Annotated in this window: 15 protein-coding genes and 1 CRISPR repeat array (1 of these 16 running past the window's edge); of the genes, 11 read left to right on the top strand and 4 right to left on the bottom strand. The window is 39.1% G+C overall.

The annotated features are described in order from the left end of the window. Nucleotides 1-221 precede the first annotated feature (221 nt). Nucleotides 222-1,292, bottom strand: coding sequence for a thiamine-phosphate kinase (gene thiL / locus MQE36_RS04675; protein ID WP_242938016.1), 1,071 nt, complete (start codon nucleotides 1,290-1,292; stop codon nucleotides 222-224). 142 nt (nucleotides 1,293-1,434) lie between these two features. On the opposite strand from thiL, the gene MQE36_RS04670 reads away from it, so the two are divergent. The 9 genes from MQE36_RS04670 (at nucleotide 1,435) to MQE36_RS04630 (ending at nucleotide 9,146) form a co-directional block, all read left to right on the top strand. Next, a complete protein-coding gene (locus MQE36_RS04670; RefSeq protein WP_242938015.1) occupies nucleotides 1,435-1,764 on the top strand; it encodes a HesB/IscA family protein in 330 nt (109 codons plus the stop codon). Between the two features lie 40 nt (nucleotides 1,765-1,804). Then, nucleotides 1,805-3,250: a Fe-S cluster assembly protein SufB gene (sufB, locus tag MQE36_RS04665; RefSeq protein WP_242938014.1), complete on the top strand. Its 1,446-nt coding sequence runs from the start codon at nucleotides 1,805-1,807 to the stop codon at nucleotides 3,248-3,250. A gap of 59 nt (nucleotides 3,251-3,309) precedes the next feature. Continuing rightward, the gene (sufC, locus tag MQE36_RS04660; protein ID WP_242938013.1) at nucleotides 3,310-4,062 is read left to right on the top strand and encodes a Fe-S cluster assembly ATPase SufC; all 753 of its coding nucleotides are present in this window, start codon (nucleotides 3,310-3,312) and stop codon (nucleotides 4,060-4,062) included. Nucleotides 4,063-4,144: 82 nt separating this feature from the next. Continuing rightward, nucleotides 4,145-5,461: a Fe-S cluster assembly protein SufD gene (gene sufD, locus MQE36_RS04655; protein ID WP_242938012.1), complete on the top strand. Its 1,317-nt coding sequence runs from the start codon at nucleotides 4,145-4,147 to the stop codon at nucleotides 5,459-5,461. 8 nt (nucleotides 5,462-5,469) lie between these two features. Beyond that, nucleotides 5,470-6,708, top strand: a complete 1,239-nt coding sequence (locus tag MQE36_RS04650) for an aminotransferase class V-fold PLP-dependent enzyme (protein WP_242938011.1) — start codon at nucleotides 5,470-5,472, stop codon at nucleotides 6,706-6,708. A 157-nt stretch (nucleotides 6,709-6,865) separates the two neighbouring features. Continuing rightward, complete coding sequence (locus MQE36_RS04645; RefSeq protein ID WP_242938010.1) at nucleotides 6,866-7,288, top strand: SufE family protein; 423 nt, start codon at nucleotides 6,866-6,868, stop codon at nucleotides 7,286-7,288. A 22-nt stretch (nucleotides 7,289-7,310) separates the two neighbouring features. Next, nucleotides 7,311-7,640: a DUF59 domain-containing protein gene (locus tag MQE36_RS04640; RefSeq protein WP_242938009.1), complete on the top strand. Its 330-nt coding sequence runs from the start codon at nucleotides 7,311-7,313 to the stop codon at nucleotides 7,638-7,640. An 11-nt stretch (nucleotides 7,641-7,651) separates the two neighbouring features. Continuing rightward, nucleotides 7,652-8,161 carry a DUF2480 family protein gene (locus MQE36_RS04635; protein ID WP_242938008.1) on the top strand — a complete coding sequence of 170 codons (510 nt, stop codon included), beginning with the start codon at nucleotides 7,652-7,654 and terminating at the stop codon, nucleotides 8,159-8,161. A 67-nt stretch (nucleotides 8,162-8,228) separates the two neighbouring features. After that, nucleotides 8,229-9,146, top strand: coding sequence for a DUF3078 domain-containing protein (locus tag MQE36_RS04630; RefSeq protein WP_242938007.1), 918 nt, complete (start codon nucleotides 8,229-8,231; stop codon nucleotides 9,144-9,146). 62 nt (nucleotides 9,147-9,208) lie between these two features. Here MQE36_RS04630 and hflX read toward each other — a convergent pair whose 3' ends face one another. Next, nucleotides 9,209-10,429, bottom strand: coding sequence for a GTPase HflX (gene hflX / locus MQE36_RS04625; protein WP_242938006.1), 1,221 nt, complete (start codon nucleotides 10,427-10,429; stop codon nucleotides 9,209-9,211). Between the two features lie 200 nt (nucleotides 10,430-10,629). Here hflX and MQE36_RS04620 point away from each other — a divergent pair, with 200 nt between their 5' ends. Both MQE36_RS04620 and MQE36_RS04615 read left to right on the top strand, forming a co-directional pair. Beyond that, nucleotides 10,630-11,601, top strand: a complete 972-nt coding sequence (locus MQE36_RS04620) for an endonuclease/exonuclease/phosphatase family protein (RefSeq protein ID WP_242938005.1) — start codon at nucleotides 10,630-10,632, stop codon at nucleotides 11,599-11,601. A 251-nt stretch (nucleotides 11,602-11,852) separates the two neighbouring features. Next, nucleotides 11,853-13,805 (top strand): M1 family metallopeptidase, encoded by a 1,953-nt coding sequence (locus MQE36_RS04615; RefSeq protein ID WP_242938004.1) that lies wholly within the window; start codon nucleotides 11,853-11,855, stop codon nucleotides 13,803-13,805. A 161-nt stretch (nucleotides 13,806-13,966) separates the two neighbouring features. Here the strand turns inward: MQE36_RS04615 and MQE36_RS04610 are convergent, their stop codons facing one another. Together MQE36_RS04610 and MQE36_RS04605 are read right to left on the bottom strand one after the other, a co-directional pair. Further along, a complete protein-coding gene (locus MQE36_RS04610) occupies nucleotides 13,967-14,161 on the bottom strand; it encodes a cold-shock protein (RefSeq protein ID WP_242938003.1) in 195 nt (64 codons plus the stop codon). Between the two features lie 503 nt (nucleotides 14,162-14,664). Beyond that, a complete protein-coding gene (locus tag MQE36_RS04605) occupies nucleotides 14,665-14,841 on the bottom strand; it encodes an integrase core domain-containing protein (protein WP_423242478.1) in 177 nt (58 codons plus the stop codon). Between the two features lie 260 nt (nucleotides 14,842-15,101). Next, nucleotides 15,102-17,159: a CRISPR direct-repeat array (repeat unit 46 nt; unit sequence GTTGTGAATTGCTTTCAGTTCTGTAATTTTATGGATGATTCACAGG); it runs 945 nt beyond the window's last position.

Here is a 17,159-nt window from a genome sequence, read left to right as displayed (position 1 = left end):
GGATTTTCGTTGAGAAATTGCTTGTGTAGCGTCTTTGGCCATCGATACAAGATCTCCAAAAAAGTGACACCTCATGTCACGGAATTTCAATGTTCTGTCTGCAAGTGTGAAAAAACCACTGATGACAGAGGTTGTATGGTGACCCTTACTCCCGAACGAAAAGAGATCAATAATACCTTAGCACATTTTTATAGAAAAAGACACCGACAGGCATTAGAATATTAATCATTCTTGTCGTTATTTTTGTCTTCGTTAAACGGACTCCATCCCATAGATGTGATCGGGATTTTTGTGTTTGCACGTGTTATCAGGTGAATTCCTTCGCTTAGTGCTGTCATATGCCCGATGACGGTTAAGTGCGGGTTTGCCTTGATTTTAGGGTAGTCTTCCTGAGAGATGGTAAACAACAGTTCATAATCTTCTCCACCGCTTAATGCTACTGTAGTGCTGTTGAGTTCAAACTCCTCACAAGTAGAGATGACTTGCTGGTCTAAAGGAATTTTTTCTTCAAACAGGTTGCAGCCTACATTTGAGTTTTTACATAAATGGAGAATTTCTGAGGACAAGCCATCGCTGATGTCGATCATCGAAGTAGGTTTTACTTCCAGTTCTTTTAGTAACTGCGGGATGTCTTTGCGGGCTTCAGGCTTGAGCTGCCTTTCGATGATGTATGAATATGGAGACAGATCCGGTTGATTATTTGGGTTTACCTTAAACACTTCCTTCTCTCTTTCTAGGATCTGCAAGCCCATGTAGGCTCCCCCAATGTCTCCTGTGGTTACTAAAAGATCGTTTTCTTTGGCACCGTTACGGTATGTGAGATCTTCTTCTTTGGCTTCGCCAATGGCGGTAACGGAGATTAAAAGACCTTTGTTTGAAGAAGTGGTATCGCCGCCAATTAAGTCCACTTTGTAATTTCTACAAGCAAGTTGAACTCCTGAGTAGAGCTCTTCCAGCGCCTCTAACGGAAACCTGTTGGAGGCAGCAATGGAAACTGTAATTTGTGTTGCCATGGCATTCATGGCATAGATGTCGGAAAGATTGACCATCACCGCTTTATACCCCAGGTGTTTTAAAGGCATATAGCTGAGGTCGAAATGAATACCTTCAATCAGTAAATCCGTAGAAATGACGGCTTTCTTGTCTTTAAAGTCAATTACTGCGGCATCATCGCCAATGCCTTTAACTGTAGACTCTTGAGTGATTTCAAAATGTTCAGTAAGGTGATCTATCAGGCCGAACTCGCCAAGCTCGGAGACCGATGTGCGTTTTTGGTTCTTATCTTCTAACATGCTGCAAAGGTAATATGAAAAGGTGGTTTGGCAATCATAATATAAATCTATGCAATGATTTGTTATAATAATGTTGTAACTTATGGTAAATCGGCTTTATTGTACTATTTTTGCCTACTATTTAGAACAAATCTGTTTAAAGATGATAAAAGTTTCTGAAACAGCGAAAAATAAGTTAGTGGAGCTCATGTCAGATGATGGGTTTAATGCCGCACAGGACTATGTTAGGGTTGGTGTGAAAAGTGGCGGTTGCAGCGGTTTGTCTTATGATTTAAATTTTGACAAGAATAAAACCGATGATGATAAACTTTTTGAAGACAACGATATAAAACTTGTGGTTGATAAAAAGAGCTTTTTATACCTTGTCGGGACTACTCTTGAATATTCTGGCGGGTTGAATGGCAAAGGTTTTGTGTTTAACAATCCAAATGCGCAACGTACGTGTGGATGTGGAGAAAGCTTTTCACTATAATCAGCATTCGGCTGATTGAATAATTTTCAAATAGACAAAGATGGCGTATACTGAAGAAGAATTAAAAAAGGAACTCGAAACCAAAGAATACGAATACGGGTTTTATACAGATATAGAAGCTGATACATTTCCTAATGGGTTAAATGAAGATATTGTTCGTGCTATTTCTAAAAAGAAAGAAGAGCCTGAATGGATGACCGAATGGAGACTTGAAGCGTTCAGGGCATGGGAGCTTATGGAAGAGCCCGAGTGGGCAAACGTAACCTATAAAAAACCTGATTTTCAGAATATATCATATTATTCAGCTCCTAAAAAGAAACCTCAGTATGAAAGTCTTGATGAGGTAGATCCGGAATTGTTGGATACTTTCAAAAAGCTAGGGATTTCTATAGAAGAGCAAAAGAAACTGGCCGGAGTTGCAGTTGATATCGTAATGGACTCAGTATCTGTAGCAACGACCTTTAAAGAAACACTTGCTGAAAAAGGAATTATCTTCTGTTCGATTTCTGAGGCTATTAAAGAGCACCCGGAATTGGTTAAAAAGTATATAGGGACTGTTGTTCCCCAGAAAGACAATTTTTATGCTGCATTAAACTCGGCAGTATTCTCCGATGGTTCTTTCTGTTATATCCCAAAAGGGGTTAGGTGTCCGATGGAACTTTCAACGTATTTCCGGATCAATCAGGCCGGAACAGGTCAGTTTGAAAGAACGCTTGTAATTGCTGATGAAGGAAGTTATGTTAGTTATCTGGAAGGATGTACTGCTCCACAGCGCGACGAAAATCAATTACATGCAGCTGTTGTAGAACTCATAGCTTTAGACGATGCAGAGATAAAATATTCAACGGTACAAAACTGGTTCCCTGGAGATAAAGAGGGTAAAGGAGGCGTGTTTAACTTCGTTACCAAACGCGGGATTTGCGAGAAGAATGCTAAAATCAGCTGGACTCAGGTAGAAACAGGTTCGGCAGTAACATGGAAATATCCGTCATGTGTGCTAAAAGGAGATAACTCAATAGGAGAGTTTTACTCGATAGCCGTTACAAACAATTTTCAGCAGGCAGATACGGGTACCAAAATGGTACACATTGGAAAAAATACCAGGAGTACGATTATTTCAAAGGGTATTTCTGCCGGAAAATCCCAAAACAGTTACCGGGGTTTGGTACAGGTGAACAGAGGAGCAGAAAATGCCAGGAATTTTTCTCAGTGTGATTCTTTGTTAATGGGAAACAATTGCGGAGCTCATACGTTCCCTTATATAGAAGCTAAGAACAAAACGGCTCAGATTGAACACGAGGCTACTACAAGTAAAATTGGAGAAGACCAGATTTTCTATTGTAACCAAAGGGGTATCGATACTGAAAAAGCTATTGCCCTAATAGTAAATGGCTTTAGTAAAGAGGTGTTGAACAAACTTCCGATGGAATTTGCTGTAGAAGCCCAGAAATTGCTGGAGATATCATTAGAAGGTTCGGTAGGATAAAAAATAATTAAAGAAAATTGGGAGAGCCCAAAACACGATAAAAATTCAAATAGAGTAAGATGTTAACGATTAAGAATTTACATGCCGGTATAGAAGAGAAAGATATTTTAAAAGGTATCAATCTTCAGGTGAACCCTGGTGAAATACATGCTATTATGGGGCCAAATGGTTCAGGGAAGAGTACTTTGTCGTCTGTTATTGCCGGGAAGGAAGAATATGAAGTGACAGATGGAGATATCATTTTTGAAGGAGGGAGTATCAATGAGCTTGCACCTGAAGAAAGAGCCCATAATGGTATATTTCTTTCATTTCAGTATCCGGTTGAAATTCCGGGAGTTACAGTTACCAACTTTATAAAAACTGCCATTAACGAAACCCGTAAGGCAAGAGGTTTGGAAGATATGCCGGCAAACGAAATGTTAAAGCTTATCAGGGAAAAATCGGAATTGCTGGAGATCGACAGAAAATTTCTTTCCCGTTCACTGAATGAAGGGTTTTCAGGGGGCGAAAAGAAAAGAAACGAAATTTTTCAGATGGCAATGCTTGAACCTAAATTGGCTATTCTTGATGAAACCGATTCAGGTCTGGATATCGATGCCTTGAGAATTGTTTCTAACGGTGTTAACAAATTGCGAAGCAAAGACAATGCCGTGGTTGTTATTACGCACTATCAGCGTTTACTGGAATATATTGTTCCTGATTTTGTACATGTGTTACTAGACGGCAAGATCGTAAAGTCAGGAGGGAAAGAACTTGCGTTAGAGTTGGAAGAGAAAGGTTACGATTGGCTGAAGCAAGAGCTTTCTGTATAGTGTCCCTGAATTTTTAACAGGGAACTAAATTATTGTTTGATTGAAGTTTTTCCGTGAATACGGAGATTACAAAATGAATAAAATGGATTTGAAAGAAAAATTGGTATCATCTTTCATGGCTTTTGAAGGTCAGATAGATATAGATGCACCGGTTCATGAAATACGCTCAGAAGCCATAAAGGTTTTCGAACAAAAAGGATTCCCGACCAAAAAGGATGAATCCTGGAAATATACGTCTTTAAATGCCCTGTTGAAAAAGGATTATACTGTTTTTCCAAAGGAAGAAACAGGGTTGCAGTTTCAGGATGTCAAGAAATATTTCTTGCACGAAATCGATTCGTATAAGATCGTTTTTGTCGACGGGATCTACAGTTCGTACCTTTCTGAAACATCGCATGAAGGTCTGGATGTTTGCCTGATGAGTGCAGCGCTTTCAAAACCTAAATATCGCTTAGTTATTGAGAACTATTTCAACAAGATAGCTCCTAAAGATGAAAGCTTGACAGCTTTAAATACCGCTTTTAGTAAGGAAGGGGCCTTTATTAATATTCCGAAAGGAAAGGTTGTTGAAAAACCAATACAGATTTTACATTTTTCAACAGGGAACGAGGCCGCTTTAATGTTGCAACCCCGGAATTTAATTGTGGTTGGAGAGAACTCTCACGTACAGATCATAGAACGTCATCAGAGTTTGACGGCGAATCCGGTACTGACTAACGCTGTTACAGAGATTCATGCAAACAGAAATTCGGTTGTGGATTATTATAAGATCCAGAATGATGCTGAATCAGCTTCCCTGATCGATAACACGTATATCGCTCAAAAGAAACATAGTCATGCTTCCGTACATACTTTTTCCCTCGGGGGAAATGTAACGCGTAATAATCTTAACTTTTATCATTTAGATGAAAGAATTGATTCTACCTTGAAAGGGATCACTATTATAGGTAATAATCAGCATGTAGACCATAGTACCCTGGTGCATCATGCACAGCCTAACTGCGAAAGCCATCAGGATTATAAAGGGATCTATGCCGACAGAAGTACAGGTGTTTTTAACGGAAAAGTACTGGTTGATAAGATCGCTCAAAAAACGAATGCATTCCAGCAGAATAATAATATCCTGATCGATGACAGGGCGGTTATAAATACAAAACCCCAGTTGGAGATCTTTGCCGATGACGTAAAGTGTTCGCACGGTTGTACCATCGGACAATTAGATGAAGAGGCATTGTTCTATTTGCAATCCAGAGGAATTCCTTCCAGGGAAGCCAAGGCCTTATTGATGTATGGATTTGCGAACAATGTACTGGAAAGCGTAAAGATTAATGAGGTGAAAAACAGGATTAAAAAACTGATCGCCATGAAGCTGAATGTAAGTATCGGTTTCGATCTATAAATTATGATATGAATACAGCTACCCAAAACATACCATTCAATGTTGAAGAAATCAGAAAGGATTTTCCGATCCTCAAAAGAGAGGTTAACGGATATCCTTTGGTATATTTTGATAATGCTGCTACGTCTCAGACGCCACAACAGGTTATCGATGTAATTGTAGATTATTACAGTAGCTATAATGCAAATATCCACAGAGGAGTTCATACCTTATCGCAGGAAGCTACCGATGCATACGAGCAGGCGCGTATTAAGATTCAAAAACATTTTAATGCTGCTAAAGCTCATGAGATGATCTTTACCTCCGGGACTACCCACGGGATTAATCTGGTGGCTAATGGTTTTGGAGCCTTGCTTAAAGAAGGCGATGAAATCATAGTGTCTGCCCTTGAACACCATTCAAATATTGTGCCCTGGCAGATGATGTGCGAACGGAACGGAGCTGTTCTTAGGGTCATCCCTATGAATGAAGACGGAACGTTAATGATGGATGTGTATGATACATTGCTTTCTGAAAAGACCAAGCTGGTTTTTTGTAATCATATATCTAATGCACTCGGAACTATTAATCCTATTGAAAGTATAATTCAGAAAGCACATCAGGCCGGTGCGGCAGTGTTGATCGACGGAGCCCAGGCTTGTCCACACGTAAAACCGGATGTACAGGCTCTCGATGTTGACTTTTACGTGGCTTCTGCTCATAAGATGTGCGGCCCTACAGGTGTTGGCGTCCTCTATGGAAAAGAAAAATGGCTAAAAAAACTTCCTCCATATCAAGGAGGAGGAGAAATGATCGCTGAGGTTACTTTTGAAAAAACAACCTATGCGGATCTGCCCCATAAGTTTGAGGCCGGAACACCGAATATATGTGGAGGTATTGCTTTTGGAGCCGCTGTCGATTATTTGAATGCCGTCGGGTTTAAGGCTATAGCAGCATATGAGCATGAATTGCTGGCGTATGCCACGGAAAAGCTTTTGGCTATTGATGGGGTTAAGATCTACGGAACTTCCAGTGCGAAAACCTCTGTAATTTCCTTTAATATAGAAGGAGTCCACCCATATGATATAGGAACCATAGTAGATAAGCTCGGAATTGCTGTAAGGACAGGGCATCACTGCGCACAGCCTATTATGGATTATTATAAGATTCCGGGAACCGTTAGAGCCAGTTTCGCTTTTTATAATACCAGGGAAGAAATTGATCGGCTGGTAGATGCGGTTATAAGAGCAAAAAAAATGTTGCTGTAATCTTTTCAACTGCCGGTAAAAATCATAAATCAGCTCTTTTTAACCTCAGAAAACTGATCGAAAGGAACTGAATCATTGGTTAAAGCTATCCTAACATTGGCAGAAACTGTTGAAAAGCAGTAATTCTTATTGTATTTTTGTCTCAAAATAAATAGAAATGACCATTCAGGAAATACAAGAAAATATAGTAGATGAATTTTCGATGTTCGACGATTGGATGCAGCGTTATGAATATATGATAGAATTAGGGAAATCGTTGCCGCTTATTGACGATCAGTATAAGATAGATGAAAACCTGATAAAAGGCTGTCAGAGTAAAGTATGGGTACATGCCGAACTCGCAGACGATAAGCTTGTTTTTACTGCAGACAGCGATGCAATTATCACCAAAGGGATTATCGCTATTTTGGTTCGTGCTTTTTCTAATCAAAAACCCCAGGACATTATTGGTGCCGATACCGGTTTTATAGATGAAATAGGATTAAAAGAACATTTATCCCCGACAAGGGCAAATGGCTTGGTAAGCATGATAAAACAGCTTAAAATGTATGCAGTGGCTTATCAGACCCAGCTAAATTAATTTAACTTAATAAAGAAAGAGAATGAGCGATCAACAAACTATAGATACTGCACAATTAGGAGAAAAAATCGTTTCGGTATTAAAAACGATCTATGATCCGGAGATTCCTGTTGATATCTATGAGCTGGGACTTATTTACGATGTTTTTGTAAATGAAGACAGCGAGGTTAAAATCTTAATGACCTTAACGACTCCCAACTGTCCGGTAGCAGAGACCTTACCTGTAGAGGTAGAGGAAAAAGTGAAAACGATTGATATGGTAAAGGACTGTGTGGTAGAAATTACTTTTGATCCGCCGTGGAGTCAGGATTTAATGAGTGAAGAAGCTAAATTGGAGCTGGGATTGCTGTAAGTGGTGCGCTTATGTCAGATGAAATTGTAAATAGGGTTGCTCAAAGCAAACTGGTAACTATCGATTTGGAGGATTTCTACCAGGAAGGAGAGAGGTTTCCTCTGGATGTGTCTGAATGGCTGGAAGAAGGTTTTCTACTTCGGGAAAAGGATTTTAGGGCAAAGGCTGCGGAGTTTGACTGGTCGCGGTATACAGGTTCGTATGTTGCCTTATATTGCGCTACCGACGCAATAATACCTGCCTGGGCGTATATGCTGCTTGCAACGTTTCTGTCTCCATATGCCAAAAAGGTAGTTGTCGGAGATCTGGAATTATTAGAAACAGTGTTGTATCAGGAGCAAGTAGAAAAACTGGACGTTTCGGTTTATAAAGACCTTCCCGTTATCGTGAAAGGCTGCTCTAATAAACCGGTACCGAAAAATGCGTATCTTTTTCTTACCCAAAAACTTCAGCCCGTGGCGAAAAACATTATGTACGGAGAGGCTTGTTCGTCTGTACCGTTGTATAAGAAAAAGAAATAACGACCTTTTACCGTTTGTATTCGTAAATAACTATATAAATACCATCAAACATCAAAACAAAGCAATCATGAAGAAAATTCTATTTACCCTGGTTTTATTGTCAGGGGTTACGTTTGGTTACGCACAAGATAAAGAAGCGGAAGATAAACCGAAAGAAGGATGGACAAAAGGAGGTACTTTTACCTTTTTGCTAAATCAGTCTGCATTTAAAAACTGGGTTGCAGGGGGGCAGAACAACGTGTCTGGAACGGCAGGGATTAATTACGATTTTAATTATCTGAAAGGGGACTGGTCGTGGGATAATAAGATCATTGCTTCTTACGGACTTACCAATACCAAAGATCTCGGTACCCGAAAAACAGACGACCGGTTCGAATACAATTCACTGGTTGGTAAGAAGGCGTTTGGATATTGGAACTATTCATTCTTTTTAAACTTTAAAACGCAATTCACGGATGGATACGATTATGATAATGATGAGGATACGGATTTTCCGACATCCGGGTTGTTCAATCCTGCTTATCTGACTTTTGGTCCGGGGATGGAATGGAAGAAAAACGAGAACCTGAAGTTTAACCTGGCACCGGCCACTTCTAAAATGACGTTCATTAGTAAGGATGTGTATGTTTACGATAGCGATTTGGATGGTTTCGTTCAGCATAGTGGTACGGATAACGTAAACGGATTACAGGCATACGGGATCGATCCGGGAGATACTTTCCGTTATGAATTGGGTTTCCATGCTTCCGGTTATTATAAGTTTAACGTTATGGAGAATGTAAGTGTGGAGAATATTCTGAGTTTGTACTCAAACTATCTTGAAGATCCGCAGAATGTAGACATTGACTACACTATGAATGTGGTAATGAAGATTAACAAGTATCTTTCGACCAACCTAACCGTACAAGCGGTATACGATGATAATGCAGTTAGCGCTTTACAGCTACGTGAGGTGTTTGGTTTAGGGGTTAACTTCGGCTTTTAAGGATACATAACAAATGAGATATAAATAAAAAAGCGCTTCTTTCTTTGGAAGCGCTTTTTTATTTACAGATCTTTTTCCATCTCTTCATATTCAGGATATAAAAAGTGATTGTACGGAAAACGGGTAATATGAATTCTTCGGACTTCCTGGTAAACACGTTTTCTGAATTCTTCCAGGTTCTCTTTGTTGAGGGCAGAAATAAACAGGGCATAGTCACCTAATTTTCCCATCCAGGTTTTTTTCCATTCGTCCAGGGTAAAATGTTTAGTCGTTTTTTCTGTTATAAGGTCGTCTTCATCGATACTTTCGTGTTTATAGGTGTCTATTTTATTAAAAACCATAATAGTAGGCTTGTCGGCACTGTCTATTTCATCTAAAACCTTGTTTACGGAAGCTACATGCTCCTCGAAATTGGGATGAGAGATGTCGACCACGTGTAATAATAAATCGGCCTCTCTTACTTCGTCTAATGTACTTTTAAAGCTCTCAACCAACTGTGTCGGTAATTTTCTGATGAATCCAACGGTATCGCTTAAAAGAAAGGGGAGGTTGCCTATTACAACCTTTCGTACGGTAGTGTCCAGCGTGGCAAAGAGTTTGTTTTCCGCAAACACTTCACTTTTACTGATCACATTCATTAATGTTGATTTTCCGACATTGGTATAACCAACCAGAGCAACGCGAACCAAAGCACCGCGGTTCCCCCTCTGGGTAGCCATTTGTTTATCGATCTTCTCCAGTTTCTTTTTCAACAAAGCAATCCGGTCGCGTACAATACGACGGTCAGTTTCAATCTCGGTTTCCCCCGGTCCTCTCATTCCTATTCCACCTCGCTGCCTTTCCAGGTGTGTCCATAATCCGGTAAGCCGGGGTAACAAATACTGATATTGAGCCAGTTCGACCTGAGTCCGGGCATAACTTGTCTGAGCCCGTTGTGCAAAAATATCCAGAATCAGGCTGGTTCTGTCTAAGATCTTACAACGCAGGATTTTCTCTATGTTCTTTTGTTGGGCAGGGGTAAGTTCATCGTCAAAAATAACAGTCCCGACATCATGTGTTTTTACATATGCCCGTACATCCTCCATTTTCCCTGTACCGATAAAGGTTTTGGGGTTTGGGGTGTCTACCTTCTGCCAAAACCGCTCTATTACTTCACCACCCGCCGTGTAAGCAAGAAATTCGAGTTCATCTAAATATTCCTCACATTTTTCTTCATCTTGCTCTTGGTTTACAACCCCGATGAGCACTACCTTTTCATAGTCTAATGTTTTCTTTTCTAGCATAAATTGAATTAAAATGCAAAGGTACGCTAATTTTTTTCGATGAAGATTTAATACCGTTTCCAACTTGAATTTTCCTGCTGGAAATTGTTCTGCTTGTTGCTGTTTCAAGGGAACGTGATGACTGATTTTGATATAATTTATATCTGCGGGGGCATGGCACAAATTGATTTGCTATTTTTAAACCCTGAAAGATTTATATTATGTTGCCATATTTAAGAAAGACCTCAAACAATTTATATACAGTAGCCTTTTATAACCTCGAGAATCTGTTTGATACTAAAAACAATCCACAAACTTTAGACGACGATTTTACGCCTTATGGAAAGAATAAATGGAATAAGGAACGGTACGAAAATAAGTTGTATAAGTTAAGCAAAACAGTTTCCGAAATAGGATCAGATACCACTAAAAAAGTACCGTCTATAGTTGGCTTTGCTGAAGTGGAGAATAAATCGGTTGTAGAAGACTTGATTACTTCGAAGTACCTTAAAGAACACGATTATGATTTTGTTCATTATGATTCACCGGATGAGAGAGGGATAGATACTGCTTTGATTTACAGGAAAGAGGATTTTGAGGTGTTGGCATCCGAAGCACATCCTTTAATCGTTTACAATGATAACGGTGAACGCGACTATACCCGCGACATCCTGCACGTAACGGGCAGATTGAATAATGAGCAAATACACGTGCTGGTAAATCACTGGCCGTCAAGAAGAGAAGGTGCGGAAGCAACCAGCTATAAACGTGTTGAAGCTGCACAGAAAATACACGAAATCATATATAGTGTAAAGCAGGCCGAAGAAGATCCCAGCTTTATTATTATGGGCGATTTTAACGATGATCCGGGTTCAGAAAGTATTAAAGATCACCTGATGTATCCGGACTTGTATAACCCGATGGCCAAACTGCTTGATCCCTATAGCAAGGGGAGTCTAAACCATCAGGCAAGGTGGAATTTATTCGATCAGATCATATTTACCAATAACTTTTTTAACGATCAGGCCGGGACACACTCTTTTGCCCATGCCGATGTTTTTGATGAATTGTTTCTGAAGGAATGGCATGGTAAATTTAAGGGGAATCCATTCAGAACCTTCGCCGGAAGTAAATATTTGGGGGGTTACAGCGACCACTTTCCTGTATATGTTTTGTTAAAACAAAATTACTAAAAAGAGGACGTTCTCGTAATAACGGGCTTCTGCCTTGTAAACAGGCATTGTTTTAGTTGACCCGATAATCGGGAGTTCAGGCGCCAGCTGGCTCCATCGCTAAAAAGGTCTACCAGACCTTTTCTTTACGCTTGGCCCTCTCGTGGGCTTGCTGCGAGATAGTTTACTATGTTAAAGGGGTGGGTGTTATTTTTTAGTGTGCTAGTTTATAATTTTCTTTGTGAAGCTAAAGCGACTTAATAATAATTTATATGAAAAGGATAGTTAAAAAGATTTCTTTGGGACTGATGATGATCCAGTTCCCTTTTCTGGGTTTTTCTCAGGAAGCTATTAAAAACAATCAGCATGATTTTGATCCGGTAATGTACCGCCAGGGTTCTGTGTATAGAGCAGCTTCGGGTATACCCGGACCTGAGTACTGGCAAAACGAAGCGGATTATAAGATTGAAGTGACCCTCGATGATGTTGCACATACCGTAACCGGTAGTGTAACCCTTACCTACCGAAATAACAGCCCGGAAGATTTAAATTATATCTGGATGTATCTGGAACAGAACCGATTTAAGGCAGACTCAAGAGGAACTTTAACAACGCCGATCTCGGGCAATCGTTATTCGGGAGATACTGATGGCGGATATACGATTACCAGGCTTGAAGCAAAAACGGGTAAAGGGAAGGTTTCTAATAGTTATAAGGTAACCGATACCCGTATGCAGGTTATTTTTAACAAGCCTATCGCTGCTAACGGAGGAACGGCTACGGTGAAGGTAGACTTTTCGTATAAGATCCCCAGATCGGGGATGGACCGGATGGGACAGCAGGATACCGACAATGGAATTATTTATTCGTTGGCGCAATGGTATCCGCGTGTAGCAGTATATGATGATGTTAAAGGGTGGAATACAGAGCCATACCTGGGAGCAGGTGAATTTTATTGCGAGTATGGCGATTTTGATTATAAGATCACAGTACCTTATAATCATATTGTTGCGGCGTCAGGAAAACTTATGAATGAAAAAGAGGTGATGACCAAAGTACAGATAGAGCGTATGAGAAAGGCTGAAAAAAGCCAGGAGCGGGTATATATTATTGCTCCGGATGAAGTTACCGACTATAAAAACATTCGACCGAAACAAGAAGGAACGATTACCTGGCATTTTAGTATGAAAAACACAAGGGATGTGGCGTTTGCTTCTTCAAAGGCATTTGTATGGGATGCGGCTAAAATAGACCTTCCGAGCGGTAATAAATGCGTAGCACAATCGGTGTACCCTATAGAGGTTTCCGGAGATGAGGCCTGGGGACGTTCGACAGAATATACCAAAGCATCGATAGAGTTTTATTCAAAAAAGTGGTTTGAATATCCGTATATCAGCGCTGTAAATGTGGCTTCGAATGTCGGCGGGATGGAATATCCCGGTCTTAGTTTCTGTAGTATGAGGGCAAAAGGAGGAGGTTTGTACGGAGTTACCAATCACGAATTCGGACACAATTGGTTTCCGATGATAGTAGGCTCTAACGAGCGATTGTATCCGTGGATGGATGAAGGCTTTAATACCTTTATCAACAATCACCTGCACTTGGAGTTCAATAATGGCGAATATCTCGATATGTATAAAAGAGCAAGACAGGGGCTGGAATACTACACCAGCAGCACCAGAGAAGGGATCGACACATATCCGGATGTTGTGAATACGAGAAATTTAGGACATACCGCTTATTACAAACCTGCATTGGGATTGGCTATTTTAAGAGAGTATATCTTAGGGCCCGAACGTTTTGATTTTGCATTCAGGGATTACATCCATAATTGGGCATTTAAACATCCTCAGCCATCCGATTTTTTTAATGCTATGGAAAATGCAACCGGAGAAAACCTGAATTGGTTCTGGCGTGGCTGGTTTTATGGAAATAAGAATATCGATCTGGCTTTAACGGGAGTGTATCAACAACGGGAAGGTTATATAATCGTATTGGATAATATGGGAGAAATTCCTATGCCAGTTCAGATGAGGGTTGTTTTTGATGACGGATCTACGGAAGATATGACCTTACCTGTAGAGATTTGGCAGAGAGGCGACCAGTGGAATCATTTTTTCAGAACCGACAAGACGATTAAATCTGTACGAATTGATCCGGACATGCTGATACCGGATATTAATGGCTCTAATGATACCTGGCCTAAAGATTTTTATAATAAATAACATAAGAGAGGCCGTCTAAAAAGATTTAGGCGGTTTTTTTATTTTCACTCCAATAGGTTTCATTTAAAAATAGAGGATAGTATTCGGTAGGCAGTATACAAGTCCACAAAACCTAATAACAAAAAAAAGAGGCTGTCTTTACTTTAGACAGCCTCTTTTATTTAGTCTATGATTTCTACGTTTACTGCGTTTAAACCTTTTTTCCCTCTTTCGGTCTCAAATTGCACCTTGTCATTTTCACTAATGTTGTCAATTAACCCGCTTTCGTGAACGAAGATATCTTCGTTAGAGTCTGTTGTTGTAATAAACCCAAATCCTTTGGTTCTGTTAAAGAACTTTACTGTTCCTTGTTTCATTGTATATTAAATTTAAAATGTTCTTAATTTTTTTTGATCGGAATATACCAGCCTATCTTTTCACACAAACATTACGGACGTCCGAGATAAGGTTGTAATCCAGTTTCAAAATTACCCAGCAAAGAATCAAAAATTAGGAATAAATTATTTTGTGAAGAATAAAAAATTGCTAGCCCTTGCGATCTATGTTGCTAATGCGATGCAAAGAAACGTTAATTAATTGAATAAAACTATTAGTTTGTAAAATATTTTATTATATGTTGCTGTATAGTAGTTGTTTAAGTGTTGTTAGGCGTTTTGAGTTGTTTTTGTATAATAGTTTGTCTTTTAAAGGCTGGAATGATTGTATCTTGATTTTAAAGGATGATTCTTCTAAAAACTATTTTTGGTGAACAAGGGGCGTTTTCAACGAAAGGGCACTAAATAATACGGACAAAGGTGAAGTTTTCAGATTCATACTCTATCCTAGCCTTTGGTATGGCTTTGGTATGCTTGATCCATACTTAACCATTATAATTGGCAATGCTCTCGGCTACTAACTTTTGGGTCTTTTCAAAGCCCAATACACTAGAGTGTAAATTAAACGCTGTTTTTATGATTCTGTTTACGCGTTCTGCTATGGCATTTTCATAGGGGTCACTATTTTCTGTCATGCTTATGGCAATCTTGTTTTGGAGCAATAACCCGGCGTATTGATGATGTATAATAGCTATACAGGTTATTAAGTAACTTGTGCTGTTACTAAAGATCGTTGTGAATTGCTTTAGCTCACGGTGTGATTATTGTTTTTACAGGAGTTTGCTGAATCTCCTTTGTCGATTTCAGTTCTGTAATTTTATGGATGATTCACAGGTCACATTAAATTCATCTCCAGGAACCACTTGTTGTGAATTGCTTTAGCTCACGGTGTGATTATTGTTTTTACAGGAGTTTGCTGAATCTCCTTTGTCGATTTCAGTTCTGTAATTTTATGGATGATTCACAGGTCACATTAAATTCATCTCCAGGAACCACTTGTTGTGAATTGCTTTAGCTCACGGTGTGATTATTGTTTTTACAGGAGTTTGCTGAATCTCCTTCGTCGATTTCAGTTCTGTAATTTTATGGATGATTCACAGGATCATATCCTAAATCCGATGGCCTGTTTATGTTGTGAATTGCTTTAGCTCACGGTGTGATTATTGTTTTTACAGGAGTTTGCTGAATCTCCTTTGTCGATTTCAGTTCTGTAATTTTATGGATGATTCACAGGTGATGAGTAAGAAATTAGGAGCATCATTTAGTTGTGAATTGCTTTCAGTTCTGTAATTTTATGGATGATTCACAGGCTGCCGGCGAATTTGAGATACAGGAAACTGTTGTGAATTGCTTTCAGTTCTGTAATTTTATGGATGATTCACAGGAAAAAGCTTATACAGGAAGAATGTATTGCGGTTGTGAATTGCTTTCAGTTCTGTAATTTTATGGATGATTCACAGGTTGTACTTAACCACATCATCAACTACAGAGTTGTGAATTGCTTTAGCTCACGGTGTGATTATTGTTTTTACAGGAGTTTGCTGAATCTCCTTTGTCGATTTCAGTTCTGTAATTTTATGGATGATTCACAGGAAAGTAAATATAGTACCTATGATAGTTTTAGTTGTGAATTGCTTTAGCTCACGGTGTGATTATTGTTTTTACAGGAGTTTGCTGAATCTCCTTTGTCGATTTCAGTTCTGTAATTTTATGGATGATTCACAGGCTGGGTGATTTTTGGGAATCGTTGCATCCTGTTGTGAATTGCTTTCAGTTCTGTAATTTTATGGATGATTCACAGGACGAGTATTAAAATGAGATATAAATCATCGTTGTGAATTGCTTTCAGTTCTGTAATTTTATGGATGATTCACAGGTATTGTCATGTTTCAACTTTTTTAGTTCTTGTTGTGAATTGCTTTCAGTTCTGTAATTTTATGGATGATTCACAGGTCGATACGATTCGAAACCATTGAACCCGAAGTTGTGAATTGCTTTCAGTTCTGTAATTTTATGGATGATTCACAGGAAACTCATTGTTTAGGGAGTATTCGTAACGGTTGTGAATTGCTTTCAGTTCTGTAATTTTATGGATGATTCACAGGGAGTTCTGATACGTTGTTTACGCTTCATTAGTTGTGAATTGCTTTCAGTTCTGTAATTTTATGGATGATTCACAGGGGTGATGTTTTAACGGTTTCCATTAACCCTGTTGTGAATTGCTTTCAGTTCTGTAATTTTATGGATGATTCACAGGAAAGATGATCTCGCTTTTTTTAAGCGGACAGTTGTGAATTGCTTTCAGTTCTGTAATTTTATGGATGATTCACAGGTTCTTCTCATAATATTGAATTTAAACGTTAGTTGTGAATTGCTTTCAGTTCTGTAATTTTATGGATGATTCACAGGCAATGGCTGCACCTGCTGCCATACCTAATGGTTGTGAATTGCTTTCAGTTCTGTAATTTTATGGATGATTCACAGGTTACGATGAATTTTATAAATCGGTTGCCGGTTGTGAATTGCTTTCAGTTCTGTAATTTTATGGATGATTCACAGGACGAGTATTAAAATGAGATATAAATCATCGTTGTGAATTGCTTTCAGTTCTGTAATTTTATGGATGATTCACAGGTATATCATAACTTTTCAATCCACTGCTTAAGTTGTGAATTGCTTTCAGTTCTGTAATTTTATGGATGATTCACAGGAACGACCCGAGATGGAAAAAACTATTTCCTGTTGTGAATTGCTTTCAGTTCTGTAATTTTATGGATGATTCACAGGAAACTCATTGTTTAGCGAATATTCATACCGGTTGTGAATTGCTTTCAGTTCTGTAATTTTATGGATGATTCACAGGCATTTCCCTTCATTATCATCGTTGCGCACAGTTGTGAATTGCTTTCAGTTCTGTAATTTTATGGATGATTCACAGGTTACGATGAATTTTATAAATCGGTTGCCGGTTGTGAATTGC

It is taken from the genome of Zhouia spongiae (assembly GCF_022760175.1).
Classification (GTDB): Bacteria; Bacteroidota; Bacteroidia; order Flavobacteriales; family Flavobacteriaceae; genus Zhouia; species Zhouia spongiae.
The sequence above is the reverse complement of the archived record's forward strand: the minus strand, read 5'-3'. Positions and strand labels throughout refer to the sequence as shown.

What these genes read in the sequence shown, in the direction of transcription:
- MQE36_RS04645 (WP_242938010.1), top strand. Translation starts at nt 6,866, where the DNA reads ATGACCATTCAGGAAATACAAGAAAATATAGTAGATGAATTTTCGATG.
- sufC (WP_242938013.1), top strand. Translation starts at nt 3,310, where the DNA reads ATGTTAACGATTAAGAATTTACATGCCGGTATAGAAGAGAAAGATATT.
- sufB (WP_242938014.1), top strand. Translation starts at nt 1,805, where the DNA reads ATGGCGTATACTGAAGAAGAATTAAAAAAGGAACTCGAAACCAAAGAA.
- sufD (WP_242938012.1), top strand. Translation starts at nt 4,145, where the DNA reads ATGGATTTGAAAGAAAAATTGGTATCATCTTTCATGGCTTTTGAAGGT.
- MQE36_RS04640 (WP_242938009.1), top strand. Translation starts at nt 7,311, where the DNA reads ATGAGCGATCAACAAACTATAGATACTGCACAATTAGGAGAAAAAATC.
- MQE36_RS04630 (WP_242938007.1), top strand. Translation starts at nt 8,229, where the DNA reads ATGAAGAAAATTCTATTTACCCTGGTTTTATTGTCAGGGGTTACGTTT.
- MQE36_RS04650 (WP_242938011.1), top strand. Translation starts at nt 5,470, where the DNA reads ATGAATACAGCTACCCAAAACATACCATTCAATGTTGAAGAAATCAGA.
- thiL (WP_242938016.1), bottom strand. Translation starts at nt 1,292, where the DNA reads ATGTTAGAAGATAAGAACCAAAAACGCACATCGGTCTCCGAGCTTGGC.
- MQE36_RS04620 (WP_242938005.1), top strand. Translation starts at nt 10,630, where the DNA reads ATGTTGCCATATTTAAGAAAGACCTCAAACAATTTATATACAGTAGCC.
- MQE36_RS04635 (WP_242938008.1), top strand. Translation starts at nt 7,652, where the DNA reads ATGTCAGATGAAATTGTAAATAGGGTTGCTCAAAGCAAACTGGTAACT.
- MQE36_RS04610 (WP_242938003.1), bottom strand. Translation starts at nt 14,161, where the DNA reads ATGAAACAAGGAACAGTAAAGTTCTTTAACAGAACCAAAGGATTTGGG.
- MQE36_RS04670 (WP_242938015.1), top strand. Translation starts at nt 1,435, where the DNA reads ATGATAAAAGTTTCTGAAACAGCGAAAAATAAGTTAGTGGAGCTCATG.
- hflX (WP_242938006.1), bottom strand. Translation starts at nt 10,429, where the DNA reads ATGCTAGAAAAGAAAACATTAGACTATGAAAAGGTAGTGCTCATCGGG.
- MQE36_RS04615 (WP_242938004.1), top strand. Translation starts at nt 11,853, where the DNA reads ATGAAAAGGATAGTTAAAAAGATTTCTTTGGGACTGATGATGATCCAG.